This is a genomic window from Methylobacterium sp. NMS14P (assembly GCF_028583545.1).
In the GTDB taxonomy this organism is placed as follows: Bacteria; Pseudomonadota; Alphaproteobacteria; order Rhizobiales; family Beijerinckiaceae; genus Methylobacterium.
The window spans coordinates 1,423,920-1,441,434 of the sequence record NZ_CP087106.1; the positions used below are offsets into that span (position 1 = coordinate 1,423,920).

Consider the following 17,515-nt stretch of genomic DNA (forward strand, 5'->3'; position numbering starts at 1 on the left):
TCGCCCGCCAGAGGATCGCCGCGGCCCTGTCGGTGTAGAACTGCCAGCGCGTCGCGGCGGAGGCGGCCGCTCGGATCATCGCCGACGTGAGCGCGCGCAACCATCAGCAGCCATCGGCGGTTCTGGTCGACGGCCGGCCCGGGGCGCCCCTGTCCAGCGTGAGGCTGGACGGCGGCCGCATCGAGGTCCGCTACGCGCTGATCGCCGACGTCCTGGCGTGGATCAACCAGCAGCTCGTCACGCACTCGCCGGTGCGGTCGGGCGCCTATGCCAGCGCCCACTCGTGGTTCGCTGACGGCCAGCCGTTCGACCTCGCGCACCCGCCCGAGGCCAAGGTCTACACCGTCCTGAACCCGCTCCCCTATGCCCGGAAGATCGAACAGGGCGACATGAAGATGACCGCCCCGGGCACGTCGGGGGTCTACGAGGTGGTCGCCGCCCTGGCGCAGCGGCGCTTCAACAACCTCGTGACGGTCGAGTTCGCCTACCGCTCACCAATCCTGGATTACGTGCCCGGCGGCACCAACCGAGCGGAGCGGGCCGCCCTCAGGCAGCAGCCCGCGCGGCTTTCCGCGATGCGCCTGGAGCGCGCAACGCGGGTACCGGCCCTCAACATCGCGCTGCGCTGAGTTCCGGAGGCCTACCGTTGAGGGCACCTGCTGAATTGAGCCTGCAGATCTTCCAGCGAAACGATGTAGGACCGTAGCGCATTGGCAAGGCGGTCACGGGCCACGTCAACGCGCTCGGCGGCCTCTCGGATAGGTGTGGGCGTTGCACGGGCCGACGCACCGACTTGCTGCGCGAGGAGCGCTTCGAGCGCCGAGTCGTGGTCGGCTATCGCCTTCCCGCCTTGCCAGCGAGCCGCTTGCACGTGGCGGCGTCGATCTCGGCGGCGCATGGGGCTGAAAGAACGATCAGGGCGAGAAGAGCGGCTACGGCTGTGCGCATGGTGGCGGAATGGCTCGTTGCAAAGGGGTACCGAGTGCTACCGGAGCGGTGTTTCGTAGCCTGCACCTAACGCAAAACGCGTTGCGTAAGGTTGCAGGCGGGCCGCCTTACGCAAGCTGAGTCGCCCATAGCCGGCCTTACACAAAACGCGTCGCGTTAAGCAGAATCGGTTTTGCCTAACGCAAGAGGCATCACCTCTCTTCCTTCTGTGATGTTGATGAGTTCCGGCAGCGCGAAGACGCTCGGCGTCCTGCCAGCGCCCTTCCGGACCCGCCGGATCAAACCCTCTTTGTGAAGCTGTGTGATGATGCCGTTGGCCGTCACACGGTTTTCAATACCCGTATGTGTGGCGAAGTCAGTCGTATTGATAATTGGCCTCATGAAGAAGGCATCCAAGGCCGGAACGGCAAATTGCGAGCGCGTAGCCTCAATGAAATTCTGCTTTTTTCCTTCATAAAAGGCCAATATGTTCCTCACTTTCTCCAGATTTATATCTGCCTGGTTGACAATTGCTCCCAAGAAAAACTCGATCCAGGACTGCCGATCACCATTATCGGTTTTATTCAGGAGCGAGTCGTAATACTCTGACCTGTGACTTTCGAGGAACTCGGACAGGTAGAACATGGGCCGGGATAGCGCCTGCCTCTGGAATAGAAGCAGAGGTATGATCATGCGACCGATCCGGCCATTCCCATCTTTGAAGGGATGAAGAATTTCGAACTGAGCGTGAGCAACAGCAACCTGTATGATCGGATCTTCATCCTCCGAGGCGAGGTACGAGGCCCAGTCGTCGAGCGCCTGTGGGAGCACTATCGGACTCGGCGGAATGAAGCGCGCTTGCTCGATCTTACAGTTGGGACGCCCGATCCAATTCTGATCGTTTCTGAAGCTTCCGGGTGCCTTGTCGTGCCCTCGGACCCCATTGAGCAGATGCTGGTGGACACCCTTGATCAGGGATAGGGAGAGCGGTCGATGCTGGAGTGCTTGCTCGGCATCCCGCATCGCGTTCCGATGATTCGAAATCTCTTCGAGATCGGCATGCCGATTGGCTGCCTGCTCGATGCCTGCATCTTGCTGCAGCACCTCTTCGAGAGTGGCGACGGTGCCCTCGATGCGAGAGGACAGCACGGCCTCATTCGCTGTCACCGGCGATAGTAAGACCGCAGGATTGAGCAGCGCCTGCAACATCCCGTCGTAGCGCGCCAACGCGGCGTTGGCCCGTCCCGCCAGGGGAGCAGCCGTCGCCAATCAAGATCGGCAACAGGAAGGATCGGCGGAACGCAGGGTTCGCGTGCCATCAGACGGAACTCTCGATCTTCTTCATCCGCACGCCCGGCCCCTCGCCGTCCTCCTGGATGAAGATTATGCCGGCGACGAGCGGCGGTGTTCCACGGAACACCCGCAGCCTCGCGCTCGGCCTCGAGCCGCGGCAACAGCTTGCCGCCGAAGCATCTACCCTAGAACGGCTTAATGCCGACCGCCTCCTACCTCACGCGCCGGGCGCTCGCCGCCGAGCTCATGATCAGCGAGAGCGCCGTGGACGATTACGTCCGCCGGGGCCTCCTGCCGCCGCCGATAAGCATCTCGCCCAGCTGCGTGCGCTGGCGCTGGGCGACCGTGGATGAGATCCTTCGGGCTTCTGAGAGCCCGAGACGGTCGGTCGAGGACCTGAGCCTCGAGGAGCGTGCAGCCCGGTCGATCGAGGCATCCGGGCAGCCCACGCTTCAGGATCGAGCCGCGGCCGAACGCTACGCTCGTGCCGTCGCCGCTTCGCAGCAGGGGGCGGAGGGAGGAACCTCCGAGGAGAGGGCCGCTCGGGCAATCGCTTCTTCGCGGCAACGCTCGAATAGAGGCAAAACAATCGACCCCGGGGCCGCCCGAGCGATCGCAGCCTCGAAGGAGCGGTCACGCCCGGCAAAGAAGCCCAAGACCTCCTAAACGCGGTCAATTTCGGGGCGCTCGAGAGACTGCGGCGCTACGCTTTGTGTGGCCGCCCGCCTGGCCCCTCCCCACTCTCGTTGATGAAGATGACGCCAGCGGGCTCTAGGACGCCGTGCGAAGTGGTGGGCCCGGCAGGACTCGAACCTGCAACCAGACCGTTATGAGCGGTCGGCTCTAACCATTGAGCTACAGGCCCTCGAATCCGCATAGCCGTTGCTGCCCTGCAGACACAATCTGCCAACAGGGCAGCATGGGGTAGTGGGCCTACTCGGCGGCCTCAGCCCTCTCGCTGTCTTTCTGTTCGCCCTCAGCCTGATCGTCCTCAACGGCGCCTTCGCCCGCTGCGCTCGTCGCCGGAGCACCGGCCCGGTACTTATCGCCGTCCCGCTCCAACTCCCCGCTGTTGGCCATCACGCTGAGGTACGTGTTCAGGGTGTTGGCCGCCACGTCTGTCAGGCGTTCGCTTATCTCGGCATGCGTCAAACCCTCAGATCCAGCTTCCTCAAGAAGCGCCTTCAGCCGCCCCTTGGCCGAGTTGGCGCGCGGTCCCCGGGGGCCACGGATACCACGAGGCCGATCCTCGCCAGCCGGAGCGTGACGGCGTGTCGGCAGATCGTCTGCAGGCTCGTCCAGCGGCGTGCCCTCCACGATCGATGCGAGCGACCGCTCGGCAAGGCGGAGTTTCGTCAGCTCGGCGCCGACCCGTTCAAAATCAGCCTCAAGGGTCGCGCGCTGCTGCCTCACGTTGGCAAGCGCCTTCGCGAGAGTGTCGTCATTTGCCATCGGTGTATCAGCTTCTCTGTTCTCGGAGCCTTCGGGCACGGTCGTAAATCGTATCATTGCGCCGTCTCAGGATCCTCGCGGTGCCGCACGAAACTCTGGACGATCGGCCGTCCATGACAGTGTCGCGTGCAGCCTACCACGCGCGCAGCAGGTGCCCGCCGGCCAGCACGATGACGACGAGGGTCACGACCGAGATAGCGATCTTCTGCGTCAAATTGGACAGACGGTTGCGACTACGCCGACGGTCTCGGGGCCTGAAAGCCACGACCTTCGGATCCGACAGGTTCTGGGTCAGACTGTTGGGCAGCTTGGGCTTCGTGCGCCTCACTTCAGATAGCCCTTCGCCTTCAGGTGCTCGGTTTTGGAAAACGGCATCTGGACACGCGCATCAATCGCGAGCCCAGACACTCGGCGAATTCCCCGCTGGATAGCTATCGCCATCCCATCAGAGAAGAAGCTGGCAGCTTGGGACACGATCAGCTTCAGAAAAGCGCAACGAGCGCGACACCAGCTACCATCAGCAGGCCGCCCAGGATCCGCCAGAGGCTAGCCGGATGCACCTCGAAGCCGACCAAGCCAAAATGGTCGAGCAGGATGGAAGTAACGACGCCCGCCGTCACCAGCAGCCCGAGAAACGCCCCGGCCCCAACTTGGCGGGCAATCAGCAGCTGCGCGATCACGACTCCGCCACCCATGAAGCCGCCGCCCCATGCCCACCACGGCACCTGCGAAAGCTCCTGCGTCGTCGGCCATGCCAAACGACGGGATATGAGACCGATGATCAGGACGGTCAGGGCAGTACCGATCCCAACGACCAGACCAGCCACGAGCGGCTGAGAGAAGCCCCTGGCGAGGGTACTGTTCTGGCCTGGCTGGATGGCGTTGGCGATCCCGGCCAGTAGGACGGCGCCGTACAGGTACCACATGGTCGAGATCCAATCGGAGGATCCCACTGGGTAGAGCAATTGGGTCCTCTTCCGCGAGCCCTGTCAAAAGGCGTTGGAACGGGACCCCGGATCGGCGTGCAATCGGGACCCCTTCGCAAGCTGGGTGCGGTGCGGCTGAGCTGATCCGACGTCCAGCTTTCGCGGCGTAGGCGCTGGCCTCAGACGCGGTTCTTGAAGCGCCAGCTCTCATTGCCGGTCTCGACAATCTCACAGTGATGGGTGAGCCGATCGAGCAGCGCCGTGGTCATCTTGGCGTCGCTGGCGAACACGCTCGGCCACTCGCCGAAGGCAAGATTGGTGGTCACCACGATCGAGGTGGTCTCGTAGAGCTTGCTGATCAGATGGAACAGCAACTGGCCGCCTGACTGCGCAAACGGCAGGTAGCCGAGTTCGTCCAGCACCACGAAGTCGAGCCGCATGAGATGGTCGGCGATGCGGCCCTGCCGACCGGCACGCGCCTCGGCTTCGAGCCGGTTGACGAGGTCGACCACGTTGTAGAACCGGCCTCGCTTCCCGTCCCGGATACACGCTCGCACGATGGCGATGGCCAGGTGCGTCTTGCCGGTGCCGGTGCCGCCGACCAGCACGACGTTGCGCTGATGGGCCAGGAACTCGCCGCCAGCGAGATCGCGCACCAGCCCCTCGTTGACCGGCGTGTCGGCGAAGGCGAACTCGGCGATGTCCTTGGCCAGGGGCAGCTTGGCGATCGTCATCTGGTAGCGGATCGAGCGCGCCTGCTTCTCGCTGATCTCGGCTTGGAGCAGGTCGCCGACGACCTGCTGCGGCTCGTGGGTGCGCTTGAGCGCGACCTTGATGATCTCGTCGTAGGCCGCCTTCATCCCGAACAGCTTCAGCTCGCCCATGGTGGCGAGGATGTCCTGACGTTCCATCATGGGGCTCTCCTCAGGCTGTCGTAGCGGGCACAGTCGGCGACCGGCTCATGGCGCAGCCGCAGGCTCTCGGGCGTCAGGATGGTGACCGGGGCGGTGGGCTCGCGCTGGCGTGCCAGGATGTTGAGGACGACGTCGGCCGAGTGCACGCCCTCACGCAGCGCCTCGGCGCAGGCCGCCTCGACTGCGCTCAGCCCGTCGCGCAGCACGGCGGTGAGGATCTCGACCATCTGCCGGTCGCCGTCGGCGGAGCCGGCGAGCTTGCGTCGGATCCGGTCGAGGGCCGCAGGCAACACCCAGTCCTTGAACGGCGCGCCGTTCCTGAGCGCACCGGGCTTGCGGGCGAGCACGGGGACGTAGTGCCAGGGGTCGAACATCGTCTGGTTGCGACCGAAGCCGCGGGCATGCTCGCCGACGATGCGCCCGTCCTGACGGATCTCTACGCGCTCGGCATAGGCGCGCACCTCGACCGGCCGCCCGAGGGCGGAGGCCGTGACCGAGTACCGGTTGTTGTCGAAGCGAACCAAGCAGGTCGAGGACACGGCCGCCGGCACGGCGTGGAAGCCGTCGAAGCGGCCAGCGTAGGGGACCAAGGCTGCCCGCTCGGCCTCGAAGGCCTGCCACACGGTCCGGTCGGGCTGCTCGGGATGCGGGTGAGCCTTGGCGTAGGCGATCACCCCGTCGAGCAGCAGGGCGTTCAACTCGTCGTAGCTCCTCACCCGGATGCGCGGCGTGAACAGACGCTCGCGCACCAGCCCGACCTGGTTCTCGACCTGCCCCTTCTCCCAGCCCGAGGCCGGTGTGCAGGCCACCGGCTCGACGAGGTAGTGCGAGCACATCTGCAGGAAGCGACGGTTGTAGGCGCGCTCACGTCCGACGAAGATCGCGTCCACGGCGGTCTTCATGTTGTCGTAGATCCCGCGCTGGCAGGTGCCGCGGTAGAAGGCGAACGCCCGGTCGTGGGCGTCGAACACCATCTCCTGGCTCTCGCGCGGATAGGCCCGCACGAACGGCATGCGAGAGTGGCACAGCCGGACGTGGGCGACCTTGATCTCTGTGGTTGTGCCGCCGATCAGCACCGTCTCGTGGCTCCAGTCGAACTGGTAAGCCTCGCCCGGCGCGAAGGAGAGCGGCACGAACGCCTGAGTCGAGACGGCGGTGCGCTCGCGCTTCCAGCCCTTGGCATAGCGGCGCACCGCGTCGTAGCCGCCCTCGTAGCCGAGCCCACGCAGAGCCTCGTAGACGCGCATCAGCGTCAGTCGCTCGCGCCGCGCCTTGCTGGCGTTCGCCAGGAGCATCCGATCGAGCTCGTCCCGCCACGATCCGAGCTTCGGGGCAGGTTGGATGGCGCGGGTGTATTGGAACGCCGTCGCCTCGGAGCGGATGACCTTGCGCACGACCTTACGCGAGACCCTCAGCTCCCGGCAGATCTGCTTGATCGGCTTCTGCTGCACGAAGTAAGCGCGGCGGATCTTTGCGACCGTCTCCACGACCAACATCCCGCGCAAGCCTCCCGTTCGAGCCGGAAGGCAGTGTGGATGACTTGTCCTGGGGGTCCCGTTTGGACGCCGATCACCCCGAAAACGGGGTCCTTATTCCACGCCTAATCACAACCGACGGTGCCGAGCCGGGTAAGTTCCGCTGGTATCCTCGCGTCCCCGGCGCGATCCGGCTCACGGATGGGACGGCCCATCAGATCGAGCACTACCGGCATCCCGATCCCGTCGTCGAGGCTTTGCGGTGGCAGGTTTGTGAGGGCCAGCTGATCCAGGCGATCGGCCGTCTTCGCCCGCTGCGCCGTAAGGCCGACGAGCCGTTCTTCCTCGATATCGTCTCAGACGTGCCCTTGCCGATCACGGTCGACCGGGTTGAGGTATGGGATCGGTCCCGGCTGGGTTCGTGGGCCGATATGGCGGCCGAGGGCGTCATCTTCACCGCCGCCGCCAATATCCAGGCCGCGTTCCCGGATCTCGCTTCGAGCCCGAAAGCGGCTCAGAACATGTCTGAAGCCGTGAGGCTCACCCTTAGGTCTAGGGCGTCTCTGCAAAGGGTTCACAGGCCGCGGGATCGGCCCCATGTGGGCCTGATGCGACGCTTTGAACTGACTGACGCGCAGTGGGAGCAGATCGCCCCGCTGCTGCCTCCGCAGAAGCCGCGCACGGGCCGGCCTGCCGAGGATCACCGCCAAGTGCTCAACGGTATGCTCTGGATCCTGCGTACCGGTGCGCCCTGGGAGGACCTGCCGACCCGCTACGGGGCGGTCGGAACCGTGTCGAGCCGGTTCTACCGCTGGCGCAAGGCCGGCGTGTTCGACCGGGTGCTGCAGCGCCTGCAGGCGCAGGCGGACGCCCGCGGCGACCTCGACTGGGATCTGCACTTCGTGGACGCCACGGTGGTGCGCGCCCACCAGCACGCCGCCGGGGCACGCCGGTCCGGCGCCATCGGGGGGTGAGGGCACGGTCGAGGGCGTGGGCGAGGCGCTGGGGCGCAGCCAGGGCGGCTTCTCGACCAAGCTTCATCTGCGTGCCGAGGGCGGCGGCAAGCCGATCGCGGCGGTGCTGACGGCCGGCGAAAGGCATGAGCAGTTCGCACTGGACGCCTTGATGGACAAGGGCGCGGTGCCGCGCTCAGGGCGAGGCCGCCCGCGCCTGCGGCCCCGTAGGACGGCAGGGGACCGGGGTTACTCCAGTCCGCCGGCGCGTTGTCGCCTCAGGCAGCGTCGGATCGAGCCGGTCATCCCGACCCGCAAGGACCAGCCGCGTCAGCCCGACTTTGACAAGGCCGCGTACCGCGAGCGCAACAAGGTCGAGCGGCTGATCAACCGTCTCAAGCAGTATCGCCGCATCGCCACCCGCTACGAGAAGCGGGCTGCCAACTACCTCGCCATGGTCACCCTCGGCATGACCATGCTCTGGCTCACATGAGTTTGCAGAGACGCCCTAGGAAGGATTCGCTCTTAGACCTTGGGGTGAACGTCAGCCTCGTCGAGGCCAAGCGCACGGGTCGCTCACAGCCGACCGAGATCGTCGTTCTGCCGAACGGGCCAAAAGGACCGAACGCTCTGCAGCGTTGGCTGAACGATCGTGGGGTCGGGCCGATCGAACGGATCACTGTGAAGGCGCCCGGCGTAGCATGGGTGCGGCCGTCCTTCGGGCGGGTCGGGCGTCTCGTCGGCGAGCGGATCCACGCTTGGGCCGCCATGTTTGCCGCGGCGAACGCGTGCGAGAGCGAAGTCAGCAGGTTAGCGCCCAAAGCATGACTGAACGCGATGAAATGCGCTGCTATGCGCTTGGGTCCCTCCACGGGGGCACCCCAAGCGGGTAACGCGCGACCTCGGTTCTTCCCTAGATACGAAATCGCGAAATGCTATTTCTGACTCAGCGGTTGCTCTGATACGAGCAACCCGCTGTCGAGTCTCAAAAAATTCGTCGGCGCCCAAGGGTAAGAAGTAATGTCGCAAGACGTATTAAGCTCTAGCAAAGTAGATCTGGAATGGTTCACCGTGAACTTGCCGGTGCGGGGCTACGCTTTTTCACTGCCGTCAATAAAGCAAGCCTTTCGCGAGTTTCAGCAATTAGCTTTAGACGACGGAAGGAAAATGCTTTCCAGAATGGCGAAGCCTGACGGAAAAGATCCTGCCGAATGGCAGGCTGAGCTTTCGGCTCTTGAGAAAAAAGCGTTCCTTGTAACGGTCTCGATAATCGGGAAGGACGGAGTGACAAAATACGGACAAACAGAAGATATATTCGAATCGAAAGATCTGCCGTTTCCCATCAATACTATATATTTCACAAATCAAAACTCATTCCGGGCGCATGCCAACGGTAATATCCCTATCAATCGCTTTGAAATTTGGTTGGAGTTTGGCAAGCCGCCAATATTCGATACCAATCCCCTTCAATCCGAACCAACTCCGAATGGTAGCCGAGTTTTCATTAATGCGAACGAGTTGGGTTTTTTTCGTGCTTGTCAGCATGTGGTTTCAAGCAGAGTAAAGCAGAACTCGAATTGGTATAAGCCGATACACGGCCGATTTGCTTACGATTTTGGCCTCTGGTTTATAGCGCTTCCGTACGCCCTTTACGTAGTCACGAGCTCAATAAATACTTTTGCGCCCTTGAACGGTCCAACTGAGTCTTATCGGGTCCCTGCATTTATTTATGGCTTGGGTCTATCTTTGATCGTATACCGTACTCTTTTCACATATCTTAAATGGGCATACCCGGTGAACGTCTTGGACGAAAACAAAGACACAGCGCTCAAGCATAGAATCATATTTGGAGGCTTAATTATGACTGCCTTGTCGAAGGGGATATTTGCTCTAATAGCAAAGGTATATTAGAGCGCCAGCCAGCACTGTTCGGGCAACCAAAGTACCCTCGCAATCCATGCGGCGATCATCAAAATCGCCCCATGCCGTTCTCACCTACTTTCAGCCGCTCCATCAAGCCGAAGAAGCGCCGTCCCTCGGCGGTCACCATCCCTGAGCGGGTCGGCCCCCATGTGAAGCTCGTCTTCGCCGAGATGCGCCGCCAGGGGCAGACCTATGACGCCGTCGAGGCTGGGTCAGGGGTGAACCGCCCGACGATCAAGGCGTGGCGCCACAAGAACCGCCCAAACCTCGACTCAATCGAAGCTGTTCTCGGGCATCTGAACTTCGAGTTCGTTCCTCTTCCGACCGAACGCGCGCTGCCTCCTGAAATCGTTGAGGCGCTTCGTCCGATCGCCGAACGGCTTGATCTCACCATGCCCGACGCGATCCGCCTGACCGCCGAAGTTGCTTACCGCGGGCACCACTTGAAAGCGATCAGGCAGTCGGATGAGGCGCCGGCCGCTTCGGGGGCCATCGGATAGCGACGCGATCGGCCCCGCGCCTCAAATGCGGGAACGGCATACTCTGATTCTTCCTCGGTGACTTGGCGGGCGACTTCGGTCGCTCGCCTTTTTTGTTTGGGGCGATTCAAACAGCCCCGACAAGCGCAGTTAAGCGCGGTCAAATGGAGCCTGTCGCTGATTACAGCTGCGAAGGTTCATCATGACCGAGGTCAATCCCAAAGATTTTTGCACCCGTGCCGAAGTCGCTGAACTCCTCGGCGTCAGCGTCACGACGCTGCGCGAGATGGAGCGGAAGGGCGAAGGCCCGGCCGTAGTGCGCTTTTCCTCCCGCAAGGCGCTCTATTCGAACGTCGAACTCGTAAAGTACCTTAAGGCTCGCACCGTCGGGGGTGTCGCGTGAGTATCCTCGACAAGCTCTTCCCCCGCCGGGCTCGCTCAGCTGCCCCGCTCGCTTCTGGCGAGATTGCGGTCGAGATCGAGGCTCGCAAAGCCGCCCGATCCGCGGCTCAAGCCCGGATCGCCGCCGCCGCTTCGAACCGCGCCGCCGCGTGCGAAGCCCTCGATGCGCCCGGCATCGTCGCCGCCGAGGCTGACGCTGTGCTTGCTCGCGCCGAGGTTGAGGTCGCCGATCACGCGATCCGCGAGCTTCAGACCGCCCACGCCGAAGCTCTTCAGGTCGAGCAGCGCGAGGCATTCCACGTCGACGTAGCCGCGGCTACCCATCAGGGCGAAGCCGTAGAAGCCCGGCTCATGGCCGAGTACGATGCCGCCGCCGCAGCTCTGGCGTCGATCCTGGCGGATCTCTCGGATTATTACGACTCCGCTACGGCGCTGAGGCATCGCGCTCGCGAACTTGGCGAGACGATCGACCTGCCGGCCCCGCAGGCCTGCCGCGCCGCCCCGCCCCGCTGGCGCGCGTCCTGGCCGAACCCCGAGGGAGCGCATCTCGGCCGGGTGCAAGGCCCTCCTGAAGATGCTCCGCGCGGTTCGGTCCGGTGGGTCGACGGGGAACCCGTCCCGTTGCGCGAGGGCGTAACGGTCGAGCGCCGTCCCGTTGAGGGTCTGGATTCGATCCTCGACGTGATCCGGCAATTGCCGCCTCTTCGTTATGGCGAAGCTGCGCACTGGCCGCGGCCTGTCCCTGTCGAGAGGGTCGTCCTCGGCGGTTACGTCGACCGTACTCGGCCTCGGAAGCATGCGCCCATTCCGGCGCTCGTACCCTCTCCGCACGACGACCCGCGACGCGATCGCGAGCGGTAGCCGGCACCGTTCATAACCCCGCGCCGAGCATCAAAGTCGGCGCGGGTTCGGGATAGAGGAGAGCGAGACATGTTCGATAGTGAGATCAAGATCGAGGTCGAGCGGCGCCTTCAAAAGGCGTGCGACGATCGAGCCAGGGAAGGCCTTCCGCCGCCCGTAAGCGTCGATGCGCTTCGGGCTGTCGTTCGAAGCGACCTTCTTCGGGAGGTCGAGGCGGCACGGGTCAGAGGTAAGGCCGCCACGGTGAAGACGATCGCCGCTTTGAAGCCGACGCTGAAAGCGACTGCTCCGTCGCTCCCCAAGCCTAAGCCCGCGTCGCCGCAGTCCGCAACGGGGCGGCTCATTGAGTTGGCCGAGAAGATGGACCTTCGGGAGCCCGTGTTCCCCTCGCTCCGTGAACCCGCCAGGAAGCCGGCACTGGTCGTCGACCCGGCTGAGACGGCCGCTCAGGCGATTCTCAGAGCCGGGCGGATCGCGCGGGGAGGGTAGGCGAGCGATACCGGGCGACGGCTGCGATCGTGGCCCTCTGCGTTTGGCTGTCATATAGAAGGCCATGGGGCGGGTTCGTGCATTGCGGCGGAGGTTAGCGTTTAGCGCCGCTGGGGACCCGCGGCCAAATCAACCCCAAGCATGGTGAGCTCGGCGGATTGCTGTTTGACGACCCCGGGCTTTGCGATGATGCTGCGGTGAGAGTTCGTGCAAGCAAGTCGGTGGCAAATAGGTTTGTGACGCGGCTCGGACCACCTTTGAGTTCAAGTCGCAGCTTCAATGACTATGCCGCCCGCTCATTTGACAGCGCTCTGATCCTCTAAGCAATCAAGTGAAAAATCTATAGATAGTCCCAAGCAATGTAATGTTGATAGTTCCAATCATTGTTATCAGAGAACCGAGTAGGGGTGACATGCAAATATCCTCAGGCGGCCGTAGAAGTATCGATGAAACCGAATATGAAGAAATGATAAAAATAGTTGCGTCACAAGTTGATAGTTTCGCCGCCGAGTGTCGAGATCAGATAGAAGATACCAGTATAAAATCAATCCTTTCGAGTAGAAGCGAGAAAGTGTATCACTACACTAACGACTATGGCCTGGAAGGAATTTTAAAAAAGAAGGAACTTTGGCTCACTGATATTTTCAGCCTCAACGACCCAACCGAATTATTGCACGGTCTCGATATGTTTAGGGTGGCACTGGCGGAGCCACCAAATCTTGGAATCACTCGGTTAAATGATAAAATTAAAGAGCTCAACGAGTTAAATCCCGCACAGGTATTGCCGAGCTCCGCGAGATTCTTCGTGCTTTCGACCAGTTGGCATCGCAATGATCTCGGTCAATGGCGATCTTACGCCGATAATGGTCGCGGGTTCGCGTTAGAGTTTGATAGACTCGAGTTAAGCAAGCATTTCGATACGACTTTTCCAGGCGGTAAATATTATGCTGTCATATATGATGACGCAGACGTCATGAGCAAAATGGGAATAATCGCTCAGCGTGCAAAAAATATATTGCAAAATATAAGCAACGGACCACAGCGCTATGCAATCGACGACGCCGTTGACATGGTTATAGAAGAATCTCTTCGCGCCGCAACTGAGATCGCCTTATACTATAAACATAGCGGCTACAAAGATGAACAGGAATTTCGGTATGTAAACATTCCCGATGTAAAAACTGCATTGATAGAAAACAGACGGAGACATTACGAGATCGTTGAGTATCAAGCCTTAAATTTGTCATCGCATATATCAAATATTGTCAGAGGAATTACCGTTGGACCATCTGGCGGGGCCAACTCGAGAAAATTTGCAGCTGACGTATTACGTATCTACGGCGGCTCCGTTTCCAACATCCCAATTAGCAGCTCAAATATCCCTTACAGAGGATAATTTTGACCGATATCAACCTTACGCGGTATGGCTTTACTTTTCGCCGAGCACCCATACCCCGTAGCGACTACAAGCTCCCGAGGGAGCGAGAAGGTCGCCGACGGATCGCACCCGCCCGTGTGGTTCGCGCTCGCCGAGGATCGCCCTCTCACATGCTTCGCCGCCATTCGGGTTTAGGGCTGGGCCTCGGTGCGGAAGGTAAAGGACGGCTAGACGACCGACGACCTGTTCGCCTTTCTGACGCCAGAGCCGAACGCCGAGGCCGGGTCGGTTCATCGCAAGGCGATGCCGGTGATCCTCACGAGGCCGGAGGAATGGGCGACGTGGCTTTCTGCGCCGTGGTCCGAAGCGAAGGAGCTTCAGCGATCGCTTTCCGATGGGGCGCTGATCGTGGTCGCACGGGGCGAGCGGCGAGACGGATGAGACATGGGCCGTCCCTGCGTTCTAGAGCGTGCTCACGGCCCGCGCGCTGCTTGACGAGGCTCATTCGCGTGGCGCTAGCGGAGGCCCTTCACGGTCTCGCTAAATGGTCTACCGCCGAGACATGATTGCCCTCAGCGATCCTGCTGAGAAGCCGCCCTCGGGTTTCTCGCAAAGCCGAACACCGTCGCGAGCGGGCAGGGCGCCTAATTCACGCTTACCGAGAATGACCGTCGCGAGATGCGGCTTTCGGTCCGCGTGCTACCCGGGTGCTACCCGAAGCGATCCGCGATCGACCATTTTTGCACTAAGTCATTGAGAAGATTGGCGCACCCGACACGATTCGAACGTGTGACCTTTGCCTTCGGAGGGCAACGCTACACCTAAGCTAAGATCACGGTTGGACGGCCGTTCGGTCCAGATACCCATTTCCAATCAATCTGTTACCGGCACACGCTACACGCACTCTACGCGAACCTCAATCCCGCCTATCCGCACGATCCGGCCTATCGTTGTGACAGCGTTGTGACAGGGGAGGGGTCATACAGGGAGCCTGAGTCAACGATCCCGGCATGATAGGACGGGCGTGAGACGGTCGTTGGGAGGGAGCATCAGCCGACGATCCACGGACGGGCCCACGCCGTAACGGATCGTGGTTGGATGCCCCTTCCCCTATCCCTCAACCTGTGTGAACGGTGCATCACTATCATCGCTCATCAGTCGCGGAGACAGTTGGCGAAACGACCAAGGGGCATCCGGCACCGCCCTATCGAACCGTAGGACCACGTCGAAGCGGTCAGGGTCCCATTTGGTCGGAACGCCGGGGATGGTCTGAGAGCCCTTGAGAGCCGGGATCAGGTCGGTGACGATGGCCTTGTGCTCCCAGAAGACGATCACCACCCCGGTAAGGCTCCGTATCTCATTCGCCAGTTCGTGCTCCTGTGAGACCCCGTAGTTGGCTCGGAGGGGCAGTTGCAGGCGTTCGGCCAAGGGCGTCGCGGTCTCAAACGGACGTTGGCTGAACTTAGCCTTCTTGAACACGGGCTCGGGCTTGGCCGCGTAGATGACGTTCGGCCTCGGGTAGTCGGCGCTGCATAGATCCGATCCGAACAATGCCGCCCATGCTCCGGCCCTTTGCCATCCCCGGATCACAAGAGACTTATCGTCCGCGGTGCCGTCTGCCGTGGTGCCATCCCCGGGGAAGCTACCACCGGGCTTCTCAGCGTGACGGATGAACATGACGGTCAGTGCGGACATAGGGACTCAGTAGCTCGGGTCCGGACAGCTCAACCGCTGACCGGTGCCGGATAGCAAATAGCGCCCGTCTCCAAGCTGAGTAGGCTAGCGAACGACATGATTGGTGGACCAAACAAGGAGGCTCGTACCCACAACGAACGCGCTACCAACCCGACGAAGGTGACAACGGGTGGCGACATACTTGGAAGATGGGCGCGTTCGGAGCCTGCATCGAAGGACGCTCAAGCGTTGTGATGACTAGCCATCGTGTCACATCGGTTGGCCGGCGATATGAGGCACCGACCCACGCGATGTTGGCGGACGCTATGACTCGGTTTCCGCTCACATAGCTCACCAGCTTTATGGTTATTTATCGGGATTTACAATAAATCATTGTCGCGATCTCGGACCCGCCTTCGACCTAGCTTTAGATTCAGCCGATATCGTCGGCAATGCGAGGCTACCAAGAATGCCATCAAAGATTTTTATTGCCTTGACCTCAGTTTCACCGAGATCCACATCAAAGTTCTTTTTAATCAAAAGTTCTTGAAAGAGCAATGAGAGCCCACCCTTTGATTGATCTTTCCATCCTTGAGTTACAGCAAGTTGTTGGACTTCCTGGCTATAAAGTTCCTCAAAGGGCTTTCCAGCGCACTCCGGCTCAAATCGGGCAATCGTAAAGACCCGATCTTCATTCAACAAATGAGTGTCGCGGTACACTCTCGCGGCACGACGACCAGCGCCATCGTCATCAAGCATAACTACGAAGTTTGTGCCCATACCTCTTAGCAAGCTAATGAGTGTCCCCGCCTCTGACGCAGATGGAGCCGGAATGATTGCAAAGTCTTCGCGCTTAAATCTCTTTTGAAAGTACCTAAGCGGATGAAAATCATATTTTCCTTCTACAATCAGAGCATTCTTGCCGGGCAACAAGGGCCCGAAACTGAACTTAAGGGCGTCGAGCGCCGGCTGAAAATAGGAAACTCTCTCTGGGTTGGCAGCAACGAAGCTCCTATAGCGGCTCGCAATAATATTAGTTGCCTTTGTTTCCAAATCCACATCGTCATCTTCATCAAAATCGACTGCTGTATTCTCAACGATAACCGCCTTCTCGAGCCACATGGGATCAATCATGTAGTGACTATGCGTCGAATAAACAATATATTTATTCCCGGTCGCAATCCTAGAGAAACTTTCTAGAAGTTTTGTTTGAGCGCGAGCGTGTAGATTAGCGGCAGGTTCGTCAAATAAAAATATAGTGCCGCGCTCTGACTTTCTACTCGCCCGGAACTGAGTGAACAACAAGAACGTGAAAAACCATCGAAAACCCAATGAACGCTCATGGATGGCAAAATCGTCCTCGCCATCATGTATGTAAAGCTTTAAATACGGGATATTCTTTGCTTCGGAATCGACTGACCATAGGACTCTGACGGTTTTACCGGCGACACTTTTCCCCGAGATTTCGTTCCAGGCTTCGAAGACAACACGCCCGATCTTCGAGGCAAGCCTGTTTGTGACTGCGTTGATTTGTGTTGCGGCATCCAAGCCGAGGAAAGTTGCTAGAAACTGCAACGGATTGGTTACTTCATCTCTATGCCGCGCAATACGATCGACAATATGCGTCTGCAATGAGATATTACTATGCAAGGAATCGGCAACATCCTGCAATACCTGTTTGAAATATCTATTTATGACCAAAGCTTGACTATTTTTCGCCCAACTTGGGTGGTCTTCAAGGTATATCCTATCAGGCATGTTGAACATGAAAGTGGGAAAGTATACAATCTTTGGAAACTTGCCACGCAAGAAATCAGTAGCAGCCTCCCATATCTCTTTATTTTGCCCACCCGATATCGGAATAACCTTTTTTCCTTTACCTTTCGTCCCTTGGAAAACAGGGCTCCATATGCTTTTAGTTGTCACATAATCGCTATCTACATAGACGTAACACTTTTTGACATACATCGATCTTGGGCAGGTCTTTTTATCAATATGAACGTTGTGCTGTGCTAGCATAAACTCTGCCAAATCGTCGATATCAGAGTCGTCAATCAAAAGATTGGCCCTGATAGATATCTCGCCAGTAAAGTTGGGCTTGAGTGTCTTCGGGATTAGATCAGCTGCGCCTTGACTATTAACAACGGTCCTGACAATATCTGATGTTTCACGATCAACGGATACGAAGTTGGATATTGCTTCCAATATGGTAGTTTTGCCACTCTCATTCAATCCAATAAGGGTCACAATATTCCCGGGGGCTTTGGTGCTTATTTCAACCCTGGTCTTATTGATTCCCTTAAAGTTCTCGATTTCAAAATCGACGATATTCACTTGGTACTCTCCGCCCAACTAACGACGCTATTTCT

At 59.9% G+C, this 17,515-nt stretch carries 15 protein-coding genes, 1 tRNA gene and 2 pseudogenes; 9 read left to right on the forward strand and 9 right to left on the reverse strand.

Annotated elements, in window-relative coordinates:
- Positions 1 to 86: 86 nt before the first annotated feature.
- A complete protein-coding gene (locus tag LOK46_RS06730; protein ID WP_273563062.1) occupies positions 87 to 629 on the forward strand; it encodes a hypothetical protein in 543 nt (180 codons plus the stop codon).
- Between the two features lie 475 nt (positions 630 to 1,104).
- Here the strand turns inward: LOK46_RS06730 and LOK46_RS06735 are convergent, their stop codons facing one another.
- The 6 genes and pseudogenes from LOK46_RS06735 to istA all read right to left on the reverse strand — a co-directional run.
- Positions 1,105 to 2,196, reverse strand: coding sequence for a Fic family protein (locus LOK46_RS06735; protein ID WP_273563063.1), 1,092 nt, complete (start codon positions 2,194 to 2,196; stop codon positions 1,105 to 1,107).
- Between the two features lie 813 nt (positions 2,197 to 3,009).
- Positions 3,010 to 3,085, reverse strand: a tRNA-Ile gene (locus LOK46_RS06740).
- 68 nt (positions 3,086 to 3,153) lie between these two features.
- Positions 3,154 to 3,672, reverse strand: a complete 519-nt coding sequence (locus tag LOK46_RS06745; protein WP_273563064.1) for a hypothetical protein — start codon at positions 3,670 to 3,672, stop codon at positions 3,154 to 3,156.
- Positions 3,673 to 4,154: 482 nt separating this feature from the next.
- Entirely contained in the window at positions 4,155 to 4,598 is a 444-nt protein-coding gene (locus LOK46_RS06750; RefSeq protein WP_273563065.1) for a DMT family transporter, read from the reverse strand.
- 179 nt (positions 4,599 to 4,777) lie between these two features.
- Complete coding sequence (gene istB, locus LOK46_RS06755) at positions 4,778 to 5,509, reverse strand: IS21-like element helper ATPase IstB (RefSeq protein WP_092047643.1); 732 nt, start codon at positions 5,507 to 5,509, stop codon at positions 4,778 to 4,780.
- A gap of 5 nt (positions 5,510 to 5,514) precedes the next feature.
- Positions 5,515 to 7,008 (reverse strand): annotated as a pseudogene (gene istA, locus LOK46_RS06760) (IS21 family transposase); the annotation flags it as partial.
- 587 nt (positions 7,009 to 7,595) lie between these two features.
- Here istA and LOK46_RS06765 point away from each other — a divergent pair.
- The 5 genes from LOK46_RS06765 (at position 7,596) to LOK46_RS06785 (ending at position 10,745) form a co-directional block, all read left to right on the forward strand.
- A protein-coding gene (locus LOK46_RS06765) for an IS5-like element ISMra2 family transposase (protein WP_273564550.1) occupies positions 7,596 to 8,433 on the forward strand; the annotation gives its coding sequence in 2 pieces (ribosomal slippage) (positions 7,596 to 7,952 and positions 7,954 to 8,433; 837 coding nt in all).
- 44 nt (positions 8,434 to 8,477) lie between these two features.
- Positions 8,478 to 8,768: a hypothetical protein gene (locus tag LOK46_RS06770; protein WP_273563066.1), complete on the forward strand. Its 291-nt coding sequence runs from the start codon at positions 8,478 to 8,480 to the stop codon at positions 8,766 to 8,768.
- Positions 8,769 to 8,960: 192 nt separating this feature from the next.
- The gene (locus tag LOK46_RS06775) at positions 8,961 to 9,851 is read left to right on the forward strand and encodes a hypothetical protein (RefSeq protein ID WP_273563067.1); all 891 of its coding nucleotides are present in this window, start codon (positions 8,961 to 8,963) and stop codon (positions 9,849 to 9,851) included.
- A 71-nt stretch (positions 9,852 to 9,922) separates the two neighbouring features.
- Entirely contained in the window at positions 9,923 to 10,363 is a 441-nt protein-coding gene (locus LOK46_RS06780; protein WP_273563068.1) for a hypothetical protein, read from the forward strand.
- Positions 10,364 to 10,544: 181 nt separating this feature from the next.
- A complete protein-coding gene (locus LOK46_RS06785; RefSeq protein ID WP_273563069.1) occupies positions 10,545 to 10,745 on the forward strand; it encodes a helix-turn-helix transcriptional regulator in 201 nt (66 codons plus the stop codon).
- A 35-nt stretch (positions 10,746 to 10,780) separates the two neighbouring features.
- Here the strand turns inward: LOK46_RS06785 and LOK46_RS06790 are convergent, their stop codons facing one another.
- Positions 10,781 to 11,470: a hypothetical protein gene (locus LOK46_RS06790; RefSeq protein WP_273563070.1), complete on the reverse strand. Its 690-nt coding sequence runs from the start codon at positions 11,468 to 11,470 to the stop codon at positions 10,781 to 10,783.
- Positions 11,471 to 11,674: 204 nt separating this feature from the next.
- On the opposite strand from LOK46_RS06790, the gene LOK46_RS06795 reads away from it, so the two are divergent.
- The 3 genes and pseudogenes from LOK46_RS06795 to LOK46_RS06805 form a co-directional block, all read left to right on the forward strand.
- Entirely contained in the window at positions 11,675 to 12,094 is a 420-nt protein-coding gene (locus LOK46_RS06795) for a hypothetical protein (RefSeq protein ID WP_273563071.1), read from the forward strand.
- 412 nt (positions 12,095 to 12,506) lie between these two features.
- Positions 12,507 to 13,490 (forward strand): DUF2971 domain-containing protein, encoded by a 984-nt coding sequence (locus tag LOK46_RS06800; RefSeq protein WP_273563072.1) that lies wholly within the window; start codon positions 12,507 to 12,509, stop codon positions 13,488 to 13,490.
- Between the two features lie 45 nt (positions 13,491 to 13,535).
- Positions 13,536 to 13,913, forward strand: a pseudogene (locus LOK46_RS06805) (SOS response-associated peptidase family protein); the annotation flags it as partial.
- Positions 13,914 to 14,582: 669 nt separating this feature from the next.
- Here the strand turns inward: LOK46_RS06805 and LOK46_RS06810 are convergent.
- Together LOK46_RS06810 and LOK46_RS06815 are read right to left on the reverse strand one after the other, a co-directional pair.
- Positions 14,583 to 15,167, reverse strand: a complete 585-nt coding sequence (locus tag LOK46_RS06810; protein WP_273563073.1) for a histidine phosphatase family protein — start codon at positions 15,165 to 15,167, stop codon at positions 14,583 to 14,585.
- A 369-nt stretch (positions 15,168 to 15,536) separates the two neighbouring features.
- Complete coding sequence (locus tag LOK46_RS06815) at positions 15,537 to 17,480, reverse strand: AAA family ATPase (protein WP_273563074.1); 1,944 nt, start codon at positions 17,478 to 17,480, stop codon at positions 15,537 to 15,539.
- Positions 17,481 to 17,515 lie beyond the last annotated feature (35 nt).